Origin of the sequence: Streptomyces prunicolor NBRC 13075 (assembly GCF_000367365.1) — a bacterium.
Classification (GTDB): Bacteria; Actinomycetota; Actinomycetes; order Streptomycetales; family Streptomycetaceae; genus Streptomyces; species Streptomyces prunicolor.
In genome coordinates this window covers 99584-115055 of sequence record NZ_BARF01000047.1, presented here as the reverse complement: position 1 = coordinate 115055, position 15472 = coordinate 99584, and the positions used below count along the sequence as shown (strand labels likewise).

11 protein-coding genes and 1 pseudogene are annotated in these 15472 nt (G+C 71.3%); 5 read left to right on the top strand and 7 right to left on the bottom strand.

Annotated features, from left to right (window positions below):
* Nucleotides 1-26: 26 nt before the first annotated feature.
* Nucleotides 27-1844, bottom strand: coding sequence for a sensor histidine kinase (locus SPR02S_RS20715; protein WP_019058908.1), 1818 nt, complete (start codon nucleotides 1842-1844; stop codon nucleotides 27-29).
* The gene (locus SPR02S_RS20710; RefSeq protein ID WP_019058907.1) at nucleotides 1834-2532 is read right to left on the bottom strand and encodes a response regulator transcription factor; all 699 of its coding nucleotides are present in this window, start codon (nucleotides 2530-2532) and stop codon (nucleotides 1834-1836) included. Before SPR02S_RS20710 ends, SPR02S_RS20715 begins: the two co-directional genes overlap by 11 nt.
* Nucleotides 2533-2738: 206 nt before the next feature.
* On the opposite strand from SPR02S_RS20710, the pseudogene SPR02S_RS61775 reads away from it, so the two are divergent.
* The 3 genes and pseudogenes from SPR02S_RS61775 to SPR02S_RS20695 form a co-directional block, all read left to right on the top strand.
* Nucleotides 2739-3014, top strand: a pseudogene (locus SPR02S_RS61775) (ABC transporter permease); the annotation flags it as partial.
* A 164-nt stretch (nucleotides 3015-3178) separates the two neighbouring features.
* A complete protein-coding gene (locus SPR02S_RS20700; RefSeq protein ID WP_019058905.1) occupies nucleotides 3179-5233 on the top strand; it encodes a phosphocholine-specific phospholipase C in 2055 nt (684 codons plus the stop codon).
* Nucleotides 5234-5285: 52 nt separating this feature from the next.
* Entirely contained in the window at nucleotides 5286-6131 is an 846-nt protein-coding gene (locus SPR02S_RS20695) for an LURP-one-related family protein (RefSeq protein ID WP_019058904.1), read from the top strand.
* Between the two features lie 9 nt (nucleotides 6132-6140).
* Here SPR02S_RS20695 and SPR02S_RS20690 read toward each other — a convergent pair whose 3' ends face one another.
* Nucleotides 6141-7106 carry a DMT family protein gene (locus tag SPR02S_RS20690; RefSeq protein ID WP_019058903.1) on the bottom strand — a complete coding sequence of 322 codons (966 nt, stop codon included), beginning with the start codon at nucleotides 7104-7106 and terminating at the stop codon, nucleotides 6141-6143.
* On the bottom strand, nucleotides 7103-7897 hold the full coding sequence (locus SPR02S_RS20685) for a phosphatase PAP2 family protein (protein WP_019058902.1): 795 nt from the start codon (nucleotides 7895-7897) through the stop codon (nucleotides 7103-7105). Before SPR02S_RS20685 ends, SPR02S_RS20690 begins: the two co-directional genes overlap by 4 nt.
* A 224-nt stretch (nucleotides 7898-8121) precedes the next feature.
* On the opposite strand from SPR02S_RS20685, the gene SPR02S_RS20680 reads away from it, so the two are divergent.
* Nucleotides 8122-8736 (top strand): TetR/AcrR family transcriptional regulator, encoded by a 615-nt coding sequence (locus SPR02S_RS20680; protein WP_019058901.1) that lies wholly within the window; start codon nucleotides 8122-8124, stop codon nucleotides 8734-8736.
* Nucleotides 8737-8882: 146 nt separating this feature from the next.
* Here SPR02S_RS20680 and SPR02S_RS20675 read toward each other — a convergent pair whose 3' ends face one another.
* From SPR02S_RS20675 to SPR02S_RS20665, 3 genes are all read right to left on the bottom strand, one after another.
* Nucleotides 8883-9911, bottom strand: coding sequence for a DUF2510 domain-containing protein (locus SPR02S_RS20675; protein ID WP_019058900.1), 1029 nt, complete (start codon nucleotides 9909-9911; stop codon nucleotides 8883-8885).
* 188 nt (nucleotides 9912-10099) lie between these two features.
* Entirely contained in the window at nucleotides 10100-11254 is a 1155-nt protein-coding gene (locus tag SPR02S_RS20670) for an anhydro-N-acetylmuramic acid kinase (protein ID WP_026150727.1), read from the bottom strand.
* Nucleotides 11175-12560, bottom strand: coding sequence for an MFS transporter (locus tag SPR02S_RS20665; RefSeq protein WP_019058898.1), 1386 nt, complete (start codon nucleotides 12558-12560; stop codon nucleotides 11175-11177). The genes SPR02S_RS20670 and SPR02S_RS20665 overlap by 80 nt, the downstream gene beginning before the upstream one ends.
* 157 nt (nucleotides 12561-12717) lie before the next feature.
* Between SPR02S_RS20665 and SPR02S_RS20660 the strand changes: the two genes are divergently transcribed.
* The gene (locus SPR02S_RS20660; RefSeq protein WP_019058897.1) at nucleotides 12718-15402 is read left to right on the top strand and encodes an ATP-binding protein; all 2685 of its coding nucleotides are present in this window, start codon (nucleotides 12718-12720) and stop codon (nucleotides 15400-15402) included.
* Nucleotides 15403-15472 lie beyond the last annotated feature (70 nt).

Sequence of the window (15472 nt, the reverse complement as noted above, 5' to 3'; positions counted from 1 at the left end):
CACGGGGGGCTCACACGGGGAATGGCTCACAGGGGGAGGCGGACGGTGAAGACCGTGCCGACGCCGACCGTGCTGACCACCGTCACCGTCCCGCCGTGCGTCTCGGTCAGCCGGCGCACGATGGCGAGGCCCAGACCGCTGCCGCCGGTGCGGCGGCTGCGGGACTTCTCGGCGCGCCAGAAGCGGTCGAAGACCCGGGGCAGGTCCTCGGCGGGGATACCGGTGCCGGTGTCGGCGACCTCGATCGTGACGTGGTCCGCGGTCTGTCGGGCGTACAGGGTGACGCGGCCGCCGGGCGGGGTGTGCCGTAGCGCGTTGGAGACCAGGTTGCCGACGACCTGCCGCAGCCGTACGGGATCGCCGGACAGTTCGGGGTCGCCGTCCGTGCGGGTGGTGAGGGTGACGCCCGCGGTCTCGGCGCGGCCGAGGTGGGCGGTGGTGACGTGGTCGAGGAGGTCGCGTACGAGGAGGGGCTCGGGGTGGATGCGCAGCTGGCCCGCGTCGGCCTCCGCGAGGTCCTGGAGGTCGTCGACGATGTGCTGGAGCAGCAGCGCCTCTTCGAGCAGGGAGTCGACGAGGGCCTCGTCGGAGGTGGCGACGCCGTCCTGGACCGCTTCGAGCCAGCTGCGGATGGTGCTGAGCGGGGTGCGCAGTTCGTGCGCGACATCGCTGACCATCTCCTTGCGCCGGCCCTCCACGCGCTCGCGGCGCTGGGCGAGGTCGTTGAAGGCGGCGGCGAGATGGCCGATCTCGTCGTTGGTGGTGACCGGCACCCGCTGGTGCTCCTCCACGGGGCGGCGGGCCGCATCGGCCAGCGCGCGCAGCGGCCTGACAAGGCGGGTGCCGACGACGACGGTGACGGCCACGGTGACCAGGAGCACGAGCCCCGCGACACCGGCGATCCGGGCGGTGTTGGCGGACGAGAAGCGGAAGACGGGGGCGGTCGTCGTGCCGGCCGGGGTGGTGACGAACAGCAGCGCGGCCGGAGCGACGTAGGGCGTGAGCTGGTCGCGGCGGGCGGTGTCGAGGCAGGTCCGGGCGGTCTGGCTGTCGCCCCTCGTACGAATGACGAAGTCCATGGCCAACTTCACTTCGGGCTGCTTCTGGCGCTCCAGGCAGTCGTTGACCATGGCGGTGACCCGGCTCAGCGGCCCGATCTCGGTCCGGACGGGAGCGCTGAGTTGGTCGAGGCCGCACCCCTCGTCCACGAAGGACCCCAGGGCGCTGTCGGGGAGCTTGACGGAAGGGCGACCGCTCGGCTCCCCGACGAGGGTCGCGGCACCGGTCGTGACGCGCAGACAGGAGACGATCTTGCCCGCCCACTGGCGCAGGGTCTTCGGCTCGGCGGTCGTCAGCCGGTACGGGCCGACAGCCCGCGGGTCGATCCGGTCGGTGTCGCCGCCGGGCAGCAGGGCGGGGTCGGTGTGCAGGGGGTCGACGACGGCGGAGGCCCGGACGGGGAGGGCGGCGGTGGTGGCGGACGACGCGGCGATGGTACGACGGCTCTGGGTGGTCAGGGTGATACGGCGGCCGGTCTGCTCGGCGAGGCGGCGCAGGGTGGGGGCGACGCCGTTCCAGTCCGGGTGGACGGCTGCGTAGCCGACCACCCTGTCGTAGATCTCGGTGTCGGAGGACAGGAGTTGGCCCTGCTCCTGCTGGATGGCGCTGCTGGTGGTGCGGGCGGCCAGCCAGGCGGTGGCGGCGACCGAGCAGACGGCGATCATCACCGAGGTGGCCAGCAGCCGGACCAACAGGCTTCTGCGCAGCGGTACTTTGGCACGGACGCGTGCCCCGGACTTCGTACCGTCGCCTTCCCCGTCCCCCAACTCCGGTTCAGTGCGCACGAGTTCCGTCCATGAGCTTGTAGCCGACGCCGTACACGGTCTGCAGATAGGCGGGGCGACGGGGGACGGCCTCGATCTTCTTGCGCAGGTTGAGGATGTGGACGTCGATCGTGCGCTCGGTGATGTAGAGGTCGAACCCCCGTGTCAGGGCGAGGAGTTGGCGGCGGGTGAAGACCCGTTCCGGTTCGGCGGCCATCGCCGCGAGGATCTCGAACTCGCCGGGCGTGCACACCACTTGGCGTCCGTCGAGCTCGACGGTACGGCGGACCGGGTCGACGGCGAGCGCGCCGATCCGCAGCACGGGGTCGTCCGGTGCCACCGTGGCACGCGTCCGCCGCAGCAGGGTACGGATCCGGGCCATCAACTCCCGTGGGCTGTACGGCTTGGTCATGTAGTCGTCGGCGCCGAGGTCGAGGCCGAGCAGGAGGTCCTCCTCCGTGCTGCGCGCGGTCAGCATCAGCACCGGCACCTCGCACTCCCGGCGCAGCACACGGCACACGTCCAGCCCGTCGACCAGGGGCATCATGACGTCGAGGACGAGCAGATCCGGCCGCCGGCGCCGTACCTCGTCGATGGCGGCGCGCCCGTCGTGGACGACCAGCGACGAGTGGCCCTCGCGTTCCAGATAGCGGCGGATCACCTCGGCCTGTTTGACGTCGTCCTCGGCCACCAGGACATATGCGTTCACGCGGTCACCCTAAGGTCGGTGCCGCGAGGGCAGACAGGACTCTGACGGCGGTCTGACAGGATCTTCATATCCCCGGGCGACGGTTCCGCCATGTCGAACCTCACTCATCGAATCCGGGCCGCCGCCCTCACCGGTCTCGGTACGGCGGCGAGCGCTTTCCCTGCTGGTCGCCTGCGGTGACGGCTCGGGCGGCGGCGGGAACAGCGGTCGGCCGCCCGTCCGACGCCCTCGCCGCGAAGCGCGCCACCGAGACGACCTTCTCCGCGCTCTTCCTCGGCCTCGGCGCGGTCGCCCTGCTGGTGGGCGGGATCGGCGTGGCCAACACCATGGTCAGCTCGGTCCTGGAACGCCGTAAGGAGATCGGTCTACGACGGGCGCTGGGCGCCAACAAGGGCCAGATCCGCGGTCAGTTGCTCACCGAGTCCGTGGCCCCGTCCTGCCTCGGCGGCCTGGCCGGCACCGTCCTCGGTGTCCTGGCGACAGCCTGACCGCTCATCTTCGCTCGCCCGGCCCCGCACGTACGGGCGAGTTTCACATGGGCGCCACCAGACCCTTCCCTGACGTTTGTTGCTCTTGGAACACTCGCACCGCGCGCATTTCGCCATGTTCCGGCCGGCCGCGCGTCAGGATGAGAGGTGCCTCACCCATGTCCGAAGTCAATCGGCGTCGCTTTCTCCAACTCGCGGGTGCCACCACGGCCTTCACGGCACTGTCGAACAGCATCGAGCGGGCCGCCGCGCTCCCGGCGAACCACCGTTCCGGGAGCATCGAGGACGTCGAGCACATCGTCGTGCTGATGCAGGAGAACCGGTCCTTCGACCACTACTTCGGCTCGCTCAGGGGCGTCCGGGGCTTCGGCGACCCGCATCCGGTCGTGACCCGGCAGGACGGAAAACCGGTCTGGTACCAGTCGGACGGCACGAAGGACATCCTCCCGTTCCGCCCCGCGGCCGACGACCTGGGCCTGCAGTTCATCCAGGACCTCCCGCACGGCTGGAACGACGGGCACGCCGCGTTCGACGGCGGCAAGTACGACAAGTGGGTGCCGTCCAAGGGCTCCACGACGATGGCGTACCTGACCCGCGAGGACATCCCGTTCCACTACGCGCTCGCCGACTCCTTCACCATCTGCGACGCCTACCACTGTTCGTTCATCGGCTCCACCGACCCGAACCGCTACTACATGTGGACGGGTTACACCGGCAACGACGGCGTCGGCGGCGGCCCGGTCCTCGGCAACGACGAGGCCGGCTACAGCTGGACGACGTACCCCGAGCGGCTGGAGAAGGCCGGGGTCTCCTGGAAGATCTACCAGGACGTCGGTGACGGCCTCGACGCGAGCGGCGGCTGGGGCTGGATCCAGGACGCGTACCGCGGCAACTACGGCGACAACTCCCTCCTCTACTTCAAGCAGTTCCAGAACGCCCAGCCCGGCGACCCGCTCTACGACAAGGCCCGCACCGGCACCGACGCCACCAAGGGCGAGGGCTTCTTCGACCAGCTGAAGGCCGACGTCAAGGGTGGCAAGCTGCCGAAGATCTCCTGGGTCGTCGCCCCCGAGGCCTTCACCGAGCACCCCAACTGGCCCGCGAACTACGGTGCTTGGTACGTCTCCCAGGTCCTGGACGCGCTGACCTCCGACCCGGAGGTCTGGGCGAAGACGGCCCTGTTCATCACCTACGACGAGAACGACGGCTTCTTCGACCACCTCCTCCCGCCGTTCGCGCCGGGCTCGGCCGCGCAGGGCAAGTCGACCGTCGACGTCGGCCCCGACCTCTTCAAGGGCAACGCCACCAACCCGGCAGGACCCTACGGCCTCGGCCAGCGGGTGCCGATGATCGTCGTCTCGCCCTGGAGCAAGGGCGGTTACGTCTGCTCGGAGACCTTCGACCACACCTCGGTCATCCGCTTCATGGAGACCCGCTTCGGCGTCCACGAGCCCAACATCTCGCCGTGGCGGCGCGCGATCTGCGGTGACCTGACCGGCGCCTTCGACTTCTCCCACAAGGACGTCAAGAAGGTCCCGCTCCCGGACACGGACGGCTACCAGCCGCCGGACAAGAACCGTCACCCCGACTATGTGCCGACCCCGCCCGCCAACCCGGCGCTGCCCAAGCAGGAGCGCGGAGCGCGCCCGGCCCGGCCGCTCAAGTACGCGGCCACGGTGGACGGTTCGACCGATACGGCGGCCGGGAAGTTGACGCTGACCTTCGCCTCCGGCCCGAAGGCCGGCGCCAATTTCCTGGTCACCTCCGCCAACCGCACGGACGGGCCCTGGAGTTACACCACCGAGGCCGGCAAGTCCGTCTCGGACGCCTGGAACTCGGCGTACTCGAACGGCTCCTACGACCTGACCGTGCACGGCCCGAACGGCTTCCTGCGCGCCTTCAAGGGCCCCGGCAAGACCGCCGGACCCGAGGTCACCGCCCGGAGCTGCGGCGACGACATCGAGCTGACCTTCACCAACAAGGGCTCCGGGACAGTGCAGTTGAAGGTCGCGGGCGGCTACGGCGGCCGGACGCAGACGTTCAAGGTGCGGGCGGGCGCCACCGTGCGGCACACCTTCGACCTGGGCGCGAGCAAGCGGTGGTACGACCTGACGGTCACCTCGGACGGCGACGCGAGCTTCCTGCGGCGATTCGCCGGACATGTCGAGAACGGCCGGCCGGGGGTCAGCGACCCCGCGATCGCGACCGCTTGAGGGGCTTTGTGAGACCGGTTGTTTTCCGGGGCACTCGCGGTAGTGTGCCCCGGTGACCACGCATTCGAACACACCTGCAGGCTGGTACCCGGATCCGCACGGAGCGCCCCAGACCCTCCGGTACTGGGACGGCGCGAAGTGGACCGAGCACACCAACGCGGACCAACAGGGCCAGGCGGCCCAGCAGCAGCCGCAGGCCGTGCCGCAGCAGCAGGCGGGGCCGGATCCGCGGGCCCAGCGCCAGGTCAAGCAGCAGGTGCAGCAGCAGGCCGGGGTCGCCGGGGGCGGCTCCGGCGGCGGCAGCCTGTTCACCGAGCCGGTGCTCGTGGTGAACCAGAAGGCCAAGCTGATCGAGCTGACCAACGAGTACAAGGTCATGGATCAGAACGGCAATCTGATCGGCTCGGTCAGCGAGATAGGCCAGAGCACGCTGAAGAAGGCGCTGCGCTTCGTCTCCAGCCTCGACCAGTTCATGACCCACCGGCTGGAGATCCGGGACGCCTACGGGCAGCCGCAGTTGGTGCTGACCCGGCCGGCGAAGATCATGAAGTCCCGGGTGATCGTGACCCGTCCGGACGGCTCGACCGTGGGCGAGATCGTGCAGAAGAACATGATCGGGAAGATCAACTTCGCGCTGAACGTGGACGGTCAGCAGATCGGCGCGATCAAGGCGGAGAACTGGCGGGCGTGGAACTTCGCCATCGTCGACCACGCCGACAACGAGGTGGCCCGGATCACCAAGACCTGGGAAGGCCTCGCCAAGACGATGTTCACCACCGCCGACAACTACGTCCTGCAGATCCACTACCAGCTTCCCGAGCCGCTGCTGAGCCTGGTGGTGGCGACGGCGCTGACCGTCGACACCGCGCTCAAGCAGGACGACCGCGGACTCGGCTGACCGACCCGGTCACAGCGAGGTGAGATGCCCCGGCGCGGTCTTCCGGTCCGGCTGCCGGGGCAGCAACGCCGGTTCGGCGGAGGCCGATTGAGGCTCCAGCGCCAGTACCGCGGCCACGGGGTGATCGTGGTCGTCGTATGCGAGCGGCAGCGGTACGGCGGGTGTCACCCGGGTCAGCAGGACCACACCCCAGGACGCGATGCCGGCTCCCGTCAGGGCGAGGAGGATGCCTGCCGCGCCGCCCTGGAGGCGTTCGCCGAGCAGGGCGAGGCCGATCGCGGCGGCCGCCAGCGGGTTCGCCAGGGTCACCACCGCGAGCGGGGCGCCGAGGCCACCCCGGTAGGCGGTCTGCGAGAGCAGCAGCCCGCCCGCCGCGAACACCGCGACCAGCAGGGCGACTCCGACCACCTGCATGCTCAGCACCGGACCCGAACGGTCCGTCGCCGCGACCGTCACGGTCTGCGTGAGCGCGGAGGCCACACCCGAGGCGACACCGGACGCCGAGGCATGCCGTAGACCGGGCTTCGCGCCGCGTCGGGCCAGCAGGCCGATGAGTGCGGAGGTCGTGCCCGCGACCGCCAACGCCTGGGGAACGGTGAGTACTTGGTCGGGCTGCGGCCCGGACGCCGTGACCAGCAGGGCGGAGAGACCGAGCAGGGTGAGCGCGGTGCCCCGCCACTCGACCGCGCTGACCCGCCGCCCGGCCACTCGCGCGCCCATCGGGACGGCGGCGACGAGGGTGAGCGCGCCCAGCGGCTGTACGACGGTCAGCGGGCCGTACTTGAGGGCCACGACGTGCAGTAGCGCGGCCGACGCGTTCAGGACGACCGTCCACCACCACGAACCCGTGGCGAGCAGGCGCAGCATGCCCGCGTCGGAGTTGCGGGACGCGAGTCGCTCCTGGGCCACGGCGGCGGCCGCGTAGGCGACGGCCGAGAACAGGGACAGGATGACGGCGACGAGGGTGGCGTTCATCGGCCGGCTCCGACGAGAACCGGCTCTTCTGCGGCGAGTTGGGGCTGTACGCGGCCGGCGGTCGTCGCCGTGCGGTGCGGGGGATGGATGAAGGCGAGGGCGACGCCGAGCATGGCGGTGGCCACGATCGCGTCCAGCCAGTAGTGGTTCGCGGTGCCGACGATCACCATCAGCGTGACCAGCGGATGCAGCAGCCACAGCCAGCGCCAGCGTGAGCGGGTCGCGACGATCAGGCCGATCGCGACCATCAGGGCCCAGCCGAAGTGCAGCGAGGGCATCGCCGCGAACTGGTTCGAGAGATGGTCGCTGGTCGGCGGGCCGTAGACCGAGGGGCCGTAGACCTTGGCGGTGTCGACCAGGCCCGTGGCGGCCAGCATGCGCGGGGGTGCGAGGGGGAACACGAAGGGGAGTACCAGGGCGGCCGAGGTGACCGTGGCCAGGACCCGGCGGGCCCAGACGTAGTGCGCGGGGCGCCGTAGGTACAGCCAGACCAGGAAGGCGACAGTGGCCGGGAAGTGGACGGTCGCGTAGAAGGTGTTCGCGAGGTGCACGAGGGTGTCGCTGTGCAGCAGCACCGACTGCACCGAGCCCTCGTTCGGGAGACGCAGGGTCCGTTCCAGGTCCCACACGTGGCGGGCGTTGTGCAGGGCCTCACCGGTGTGGCCCGTCGCCAGCTGGCGGCCGAACTTGTAGACGAGGAAGAGCCCTGCGACAAGCAGGAGCTCACGGACGAGCGGGGGCCGCGCTATCGCGTCGGTCCCCTTCTCTGCAGGCTCGGTTCGGGCATTCATCCCCCGGCCCCTTCGCTGACGGTGGTGCGTGTGGTGGTGCTGGCTGGGTTTGTGACCCTTCCGGCGGACCGAACTCATCGGTACGAGTCCGTTCCGATACGCCAGTGTACCGATACGCGCGGGTACCGATACGGCGGAGTACCGGTACACTGGCGTATCGATAGCGAAACGAGACACACTGGAGAGCGGGCCCCGGGTCCGCGGGCAGAGCGAGGAGAAGAGCCATGACGTCGCAGGCTGAGGACGGACCGGACACGGTCATCGCCTCGCGCCGCTCCAAGATCACGCCCGAGCGTGAGCGGGAGTTCTTCGACGCCGTGCTCGAACAGATCCGGGAATGCGGCTACGACTCCGTCAGCATGGAGGGCGTCGCCAGCAGCACCCGGTGCAGCAAGTCCACGCTCTACCGGCAGTGGGGGACCAAGCCCCAGTTCGTCGCCGCCGCGCTGCGCGCCAACCGCCGGGTGCACTTCACCGGCATCGACACGGGATCGCTCGCGGAGGACCTGCGCCAGGCCGCGCGGGCGGCGGGCGCCTGGTCGGCGAAGGACACGAAACTCGTCTCGGCGCTCGGCCACGCCGTCATCCAGGACAGTGAACTGGCCCAGGCGGTCCGTGAGGCGCTCGTCCATCCGGAGATCGCCGCGCTGGAGGACATCCTGCGCCGAGGCGTCGAACGCGGCGAGATCCCGGCCGACCATCCGGCCCTGCCGTACGTCCCGGCCCAGATCTTCGGCGTCCTGCGGGCCCGTCCGGTCCTGGAGGGCTGTTACGCCGACCCCGACTACCTCGTCAGATTCGTGGAGGCCGCGGTGCTACCGGCACTCGGCCTCACCTGAGAACCAGGCCGCCGTCCGTGGGATGACTGGACGGTGACCTGCTCGCGCCGCACCGTGGGGACGGGGGCGGCGCGCACCACCCGGCCGGGTGGGGTTCCTCTTGAGCGGAGAGGCGCCCCACCCGGCCGACCGGTGTGCGGGGTGGATCAGATGGTCTGGCCGTCGCCGCCGCCCGTGGACACCTTGATGCCCGCGGTGATCTCGTCGATGACGGACTCCTTCTGGCCCACATCGACGCCGAAGCGGACCACGACGATCTGACCGGTGCTCGCGGGCGAGGGGAACGCGAGCGACTCGACATAGCCGTCGGCGCCCTTGCTGGTGACCGCCTTCCAGCGGACCAGATAGCCCTTCTGTCCGGCGACGGTCACGGCCTTGGAGGCCAGCACCTGGTGCGAGGTGATGCTGCCGTAGCTCGTGCCGCCGTAGGACTCCTTGGCGTTGGCGGCGATGTCCGCCTTGGCCACCGCCTCGGCCGTGCTGCCGACGGTGCCGAGGAGCACGGCGGGGGCCGAGTACGCTCCGCCGTTGGTGCAGCTCTGGGAGGTGTTGCCGGGGCACTTGTAGGACGTGTTCGACGTGACCGACGCACCGGCCTGGCCGGCCTGGCCGTACCAGTCGGCCGGCACGGTGAAGCTGATGCCGTCGAGCGAGTCGGTCACGGTGCCCCCGGCCTTGACCTTCGGTTCCGCCGACTGGCTCGGGGCAGGCGTCGCACCGCCCGTACCGCCGGAACCACCCGTGCCACCGGACCCGCCGAAGGGATCGCTCTGGCCGCCGGTACCACCCGTGCCGCCCTGCCCTTCGGGACCGCCCTGGCCGCCGACGCCGCCCTGACCGTTCGGCGCCTGCTGGTTGCCGGCCTGGGTGCCGTTCCCGCTGCCGTTGTCGGACAGCGCGTAGGCACCGACACCGATGGCCGTGAGCACCGCCACGGCCACCGCCACGGCTATGCCCGTGCGCAGATTGCGGCGGGGCGCGGCCGGGGGCGCGGCGGGATACGCCGGATACGCCCCGCCGTACGGCGGCTCCGTCGGGGGACCCCATTCGGCGCCCGACCCGGCGGGCCGAGTGCGGTCCGTCCATGCCTTGCCGTCCCACCAGCGCTCGGCGGCGGGACCGTCATTCGTCTGCCCGGGATCGGGGTACCACCCGGGGGGAGTCACCTGCGTCATGCCCCTACCGTATGAGGCGTCGGTGAAAGGGGGATGAGAGGACCCGGCCCGAATCGGCGCGATCCCGCCGAGCCACCCGGTTACCAGTGGCTGTTCCGGCCCGCCGACTCACCCGTTCACCCGCACCGCTCCCGCCCTGCCGACCTACCCGGCAACCCGCACCGCCCCCACTCCTCCACCCCGCCCGCTCACCCCAACACCAGCCGCACCGGCCCCTGTTCAGCCGCCGGAGGCAACCGCAGGCCCCGTCGCCCCGGTGTCAGCGAGCCGAGGACGCTCGGATGGTGGGCGCCGGTGCTTGTCGGGGTTGTGCCAGGGAGGCCGTGTGCTGTCAGGAAGCCGAGGAGGGCGAAGGCGTATGCCTCCTTCGCGGGGGACGGGAGGCCCAGTTCGTCGCAGGTGCGGAGGGGGACGCCGGGGAGTTCGGTGGCGAGCAGGGTCATCAGGACCGGGTTGCGGGTGCCGCCGCCCGAGGCGATGACCTCCGTCGCGGCCACCGAGCGGACCGCGTCCGCGACCGTACGGGCCGTGAGCAGGGTGAGCGTCGCGATGACGTTCTCGGCGGGCAGCGTGCCCAGGCCGGCCAGCGCGTCCTGGAGATAGCCGAGGTGGAACAGCTCCTTGCCGGTCGACTTCGGGGCGGGGAGCGTGTAGTACGGCTCGCTCGACAGCCGTTCCAACAGCGGCTGGTGGACCGTTCCAAGCGCCGCGAGGGCGCCCTCCGCGTCGTAGGCGAGACGCCCGCCGCTGAAGCCGCGCGCCGCCGCGTCGATCAGCGCGCACGCCGGTCCCGTGTCGAAGGCGGTGCCGTCGGGGGCGGTGAGGTTGGCGATCCCGCCGAGGTTGAGCGCGACCGGGGTGCCCGGCCGGCCGCGCAGCCACAGCAGGTCGAACAGGCTGACCAGCGGCGCGCCCTGGCCCCCGGCGGCGATGTCGCGCGGTCGGAAGTCGGCGACCACGGGCAGTCCGGTCGCCTCCGCGATCCAGGCCGGCTGCCCCAGCTGCAGCGTGCCGCGCACCGCACCGTTTTCCACCCAGTGGTAGACCGTCTGCCCGTGGGAGGCCACCAACTCGGCCTGCCCGTCGCACAGTTCGGCGTTCGCCCGGACGGCCGCCGCGGCGAAGGCCTGCCCGATCAGGGTGTCGAGACGGCACACCTCGGCCAGTGTGGTGGCCGCCGGTGGCAGCGCCGCGGCGAGCGCCTCCCGCAGTTCCTCGTCGTACGGCACGCTCACCATCCCGAGCGGCTCCAGTACGACACTGTCACCGACGAGGTCCAGGTCGGCCGCCGCCGCGTCGATCGCGTCGTACGACGTCCCGGACATCAGCCCGATCACCCGCATCCGCATCCATCTCCTCCCAACTCGCCGTCCCCGGCGGGGCCTTGGTCACCGCGAGCGCCAGCACGCTCACCGCGCAGGCCGCCGCCGCGTAGTACGCGGGAATGTCCACGTTCCCGGTCCGCCCGACGCTCTCGGTGATGATGAGCCCGGCACACCCCGAGAAGACGGCATTGGACAGGGCGTAGGCGAGTCCCAGACCGGTGTACCGCACGCTCGTCGGGAACATCTCCGAGAGCATCGCCGGGCCCGGTCCCGCCATCAGCCCCACCACCGCACCCGCCCCGAACACCCACGCCCCCTTCACGGAGTTCGAAGTCCCGTCATCCTGAAGGAGGTTGAGCAGCGGCACGGACAGGGCCACCACCAGCACCGCCCCCGCCAGCATCACCGGACGCCGCCCCACCCGGTCGCTCAGCAGCCCGGCCGGAAGGATGGTGACCGCGAACCCGACATTGGCCAACACCGTGGCCAACAGCGCCTGTTGGAAGCTCGCGTCCAGCGTGCTCTGCAGATACGACGGCAGCACCACCAGGAAGGTGTAACCGGCCGCCGCCCACCCCATCACCCGCCCCGCGCCCAGCGCGATCGCCGCACACACCTCACGCGCCAGCACCACCACCTGCCCCACCCGCTCGCTCCGGAACGACGGCGTCTCGTCCAGCCGCAGTCGGAGCCACAGTGCGCCGAGCCCCATCGGCAGCGTCAGCAGGAACGCCAACCGCCAGCCCCAGTCGGCCAGTTGACCCGCGTCGAGCACGGTCGCCAGCAGCGCCGCGACCCCCGCCCCGCCCAACAGCCCCAGCGCCACGGTGAACGACTGCCACGCCCCGTACAGTCCTCGCCGCCCCGGCGGCGCGAACTCCGTCAGCAGCGCCACCGCACCCCCGAACTCCCCACCCGCGGACAGTCCCTGAAGGACCCTCAGAAACGTGAGCAGCCAGGGCGCGAGGGCGCCGACCGTCGCGTACGTCGGCAGCACACCGATCAGCGTCGTCGCACCGGTCATCAGCGCGATCACCAGGATCAGCACCGGCCGCCGCCCCACCCGGTCACCGAGCCGGCCGAACAGGGCGGCGCCGACCGGCCGGAAGAAGAACGCCAGCGCGAACGAGGCGTACGTCCGCACCAGCCCCTCGGCCGCGCCGGCGCCCTCCGGGGTGAAGAACCGCGCCGCGATCACCGTCGCGAAGTAGCCGTAGACACCGAACTCGTACCACTCGATGAAATTGCCCACCGACCCGGCGACCAGAGCCCGTACCGCAGGCCTGTTCGGGACGGGTCGGGACTGATCGGAAAACACCTTCATTTCAGCGCCTCTTGACCGTTCGTCACCTACATCGGCCCTGCTGAAAAAGACCCGTCACCCGTTGCGGCAACAGCTCCCCGGACCGGCCTCCACTTCGGCATCCGGACGGCTACGCTCAAGGGCTGTACGTCGTTCGGGCTACTGGGGAGGTATCGGGATGACGGAGGAACGGTCTCCAGGAGCAGCCTCGGCCTCCCTGTGGGAGCGGGAGGAGGAAGTCGAGGGTGTGGCGGAGGCGATCGCCGCCCTGCGTGCCGACGAGTCCTCCTCGGGCAGCCTGCTGATGGTCCGGGGTGAGGCCGGGTTCGGCAAGACCGCGCTGCTGACCGAGACCCGCCGCATCGCCAAGGCGCACGGCTGCGCGGTCTGGCACGTCCGCGGCGGCGAGACCCTCAGGTCCGTCCCCTTCAACGTCGTACGGCAGTTGCTGCAACCCGCGCTCCTCACGCTGATGCCCGAGGAGATCCGCGAGTACCTCGGCGACTGGTACGACATCGCGGGCCCCGCCCTCGGCGTCACCGAACCCGGCGAGCGGCAGCCCGACCCGCAGGGCGTGTGCGACGGTCTGGTGGCCGCGGTACGCCGTCTCGCCAAGCGCCACTGGCCGCTGGTCCTGCTGGTCGACGACGCCCACTGGGCCGACCAGGAGACCCTGCGCTGGCTCGCCGCGTTCGCCGAACGGCTCGACGACCTCTCCGTCCTGCTCGTGGTCGCCCGCAGGCCCGGCGAGGTCAGCGGCGAGAGCGCCCGCTACCTGGACGCGATCGCCGCCGCGGCCGGCCCGCCGGCCACCGTCCTGGAATCGCTCACCCCGAGGGCCACCGCGGGCCTCACCCGCGCCACCCTCGGCCCGCACGCCGACGGCGCGTTCTGCCGCGAGGTGTGGGCGGTCACCGACGGCAACCCGTACGAGACCGTCGAACTCCTAGCCAAGGTCAAGGACAGCGGCCTCGCCCCCGTCGAGGAGTCGGCCGCCGAACTGCGCGAGCTCAACCGCTCCGCGCGCGGCGGCGGACTCCTCGCCCGCCTGGACGACCTGGGCTTCGAGGCCACCCGGTTCGCCTGGGCCGCCGCCATCCTCGGCACCGGCATCTCCGTGGACCTGGTCGCCAAGCTCGCCACCATGAAACGCGACGAGGCGGTCCGCTGCGCCGAGTTGCTGCGCACCGACCGCATCCTCACCGCGCCCGACCCCGCCGCGTCCCAGGCCGGCGCGGGCGAGCTGGAGTTCGTCCACCCGCTGATCGCGAGCGACGTCTACGACTCCATCCCGGACGGTGTGCGCACAGCCATGCACGGCATCGCCGCCCAGGTCGTCACCGACTCCGGGCACGGCGCGGCCGCCGCCTCACGGCACCTCCTCAAGGTGCATCCGGAGGACGACCAGGAACTCGTCGAGCAGCTGCGCGAGGCGGCCCGCGAACACCTCTCCATCGGCGCCCCCGACGCAGCCCGCCGCTGTCTGGAGCGCGCCCTCGTGGAGCCGCCGCTCGCCGAGACCCACGCGCACGTGCTCTACGAACTCGGCTGCGCCACCCTCCTCACCGCGCCCGCCACCACCATCGGCCACCTCCAGACCGCCCTCGGCATGCCCGGCCTCGACGGCCACGCACGCGTGGACGCCGTTTTCCGGCTGTCCCAGGCGCTGACCCACAACGACCAGCTGGAGGAGGCCGTCCGCACCGTCGAGGAGGAGGCCGCCCGGTACGAACCGGGCGCCGCCCGGATGCGGCTCCAGGCCGTGCAGTTCATGTGGGAGGGCATCCACGCGGGCGAGGGCACCTCCCCGGGACGCTCCGAGCGGCTCGCCGCACTCGCCGGCACCTGCACCGGCCGGGACAACTCCGAGCGGGCCCTGCTGATCCTGCGCGGCTTCGACGCCATGACCCACGGCGAGAACGCCGAGGAGGTCGTCGAGGTCTGCGACCGCGCCCTCGTCAACGGACGGCTCGCCCCCGGACTCGGCTGGACCGACACCGAGTGGGGCCTGGAGATCCTCATGATGCTGGCCAGTGCGTACGCCTACACGGACCGCCTGGACCGCGCGGAGAGCCTCTACAACGAAGCCCTGAGCGCCTATGTGACCGCCGGCTGGAGCGGCGGTCACCTCTCCCTGGCACACGCCTACGTCGGCCTCGGCCACCGCAGGCGCGGCCGTCTCCGCGAGGCCGAGCTCTCGCTGCGCGAGTCCCTGCGCCTCGCCGAGCGTGTCGGCCGCGGACTGCCCCTGTACTGGTCGGCCACCTGCAACCTGGTCGACACGCTGCTCGCTCGCGGCCATGTCGAGGAGGCCTGGGCGATCGCCGAACAGTACGGCTTCAGCCCGCCGTACCCGTCCACCATCGTGCTGCCCGACCCGCGCTGTGTGCGTGGCCGGCTCCTGCTCGCCGTCGGCAACACGAAGGACGGCATCAACGAACTGGAACAGGCCGCGAAGGCGGCGACCGTACGCGGCCACCACAACCCGGTGATGGTTCCCTGGGCCGTCGACCTCGCCCGGGCCCTCGCCGTCGAGGACCCGACCCGCGCGGCCCAACTCGCCACGGACGCCCGCCGGCAGGCCGAACACTTCGGCACGGACACGGCGATCGGCGAGGCCCTTCGCTGTGCCGCGGCCCTGGAAACGGGGCAGCGTGCGGTACGCCTCGCGGCGCAGGCTGTCGCTTACCTGGAGTCATCGCCGTGCCAGTACGAGCATGCGGCGGCGCGGGTCGAGTACGGGATCGCTGCGCGGTCGGTGGCGGAGATCAACAGGGGTTTGACGCTGGCGCGTGCGTGCGGGGCCGACGGCTTGGTGAATCAGGCGCGGGAGGTGTTGGAGACGGGGAGGGGCTTGCGCTGAGTCGTCGTTCGGCTGCGGGCCGGTGGGGGCTGGGCGCGCAGTTCCCCGCGCCCCTAAAAAGCATGGGCTG

Bases quoted from the DNA above. Each gene is read 5' to 3' on its own strand.
- SPR02S_RS20660 (WP_019058897.1), top strand. From the start codon at position 12,718: ATGACGGAGGAACGGTCTCCAGGAGCAGCCTCGGCCTCCCTGTGGGAG.
- SPR02S_RS20700 (WP_019058905.1), top strand. From the start codon at position 3,179: ATGTCCGAAGTCAATCGGCGTCGCTTTCTCCAACTCGCGGGTGCCACC.
- SPR02S_RS20665 (WP_019058898.1), bottom strand. From the start codon at position 12,560: ATGAAGGTGTTTTCCGATCAGTCCCGACCCGTCCCGAACAGGCCTGCG.
- SPR02S_RS20690 (WP_019058903.1), bottom strand. From the start codon at position 7,106: ATGAACGCCACCCTCGTCGCCGTCATCCTGTCCCTGTTCTCGGCCGTC.
- SPR02S_RS20670 (WP_026150727.1), bottom strand. From the start codon at position 11,254: ATGCGGGTGATCGGGCTGATGTCCGGGACGTCGTACGACGCGATCGAC.
- SPR02S_RS20675 (WP_019058900.1), bottom strand. From the start codon at position 9,911: ATGACGCAGGTGACTCCCCCCGGGTGGTACCCCGATCCCGGGCAGACG.
- SPR02S_RS20685 (WP_019058902.1), bottom strand. From the start codon at position 7,897: ATGAATGCCCGAACCGAGCCTGCAGAGAAGGGGACCGACGCGATAGCG.
- SPR02S_RS20680 (WP_019058901.1), top strand. From the start codon at position 8,122: ATGACGTCGCAGGCTGAGGACGGACCGGACACGGTCATCGCCTCGCGC.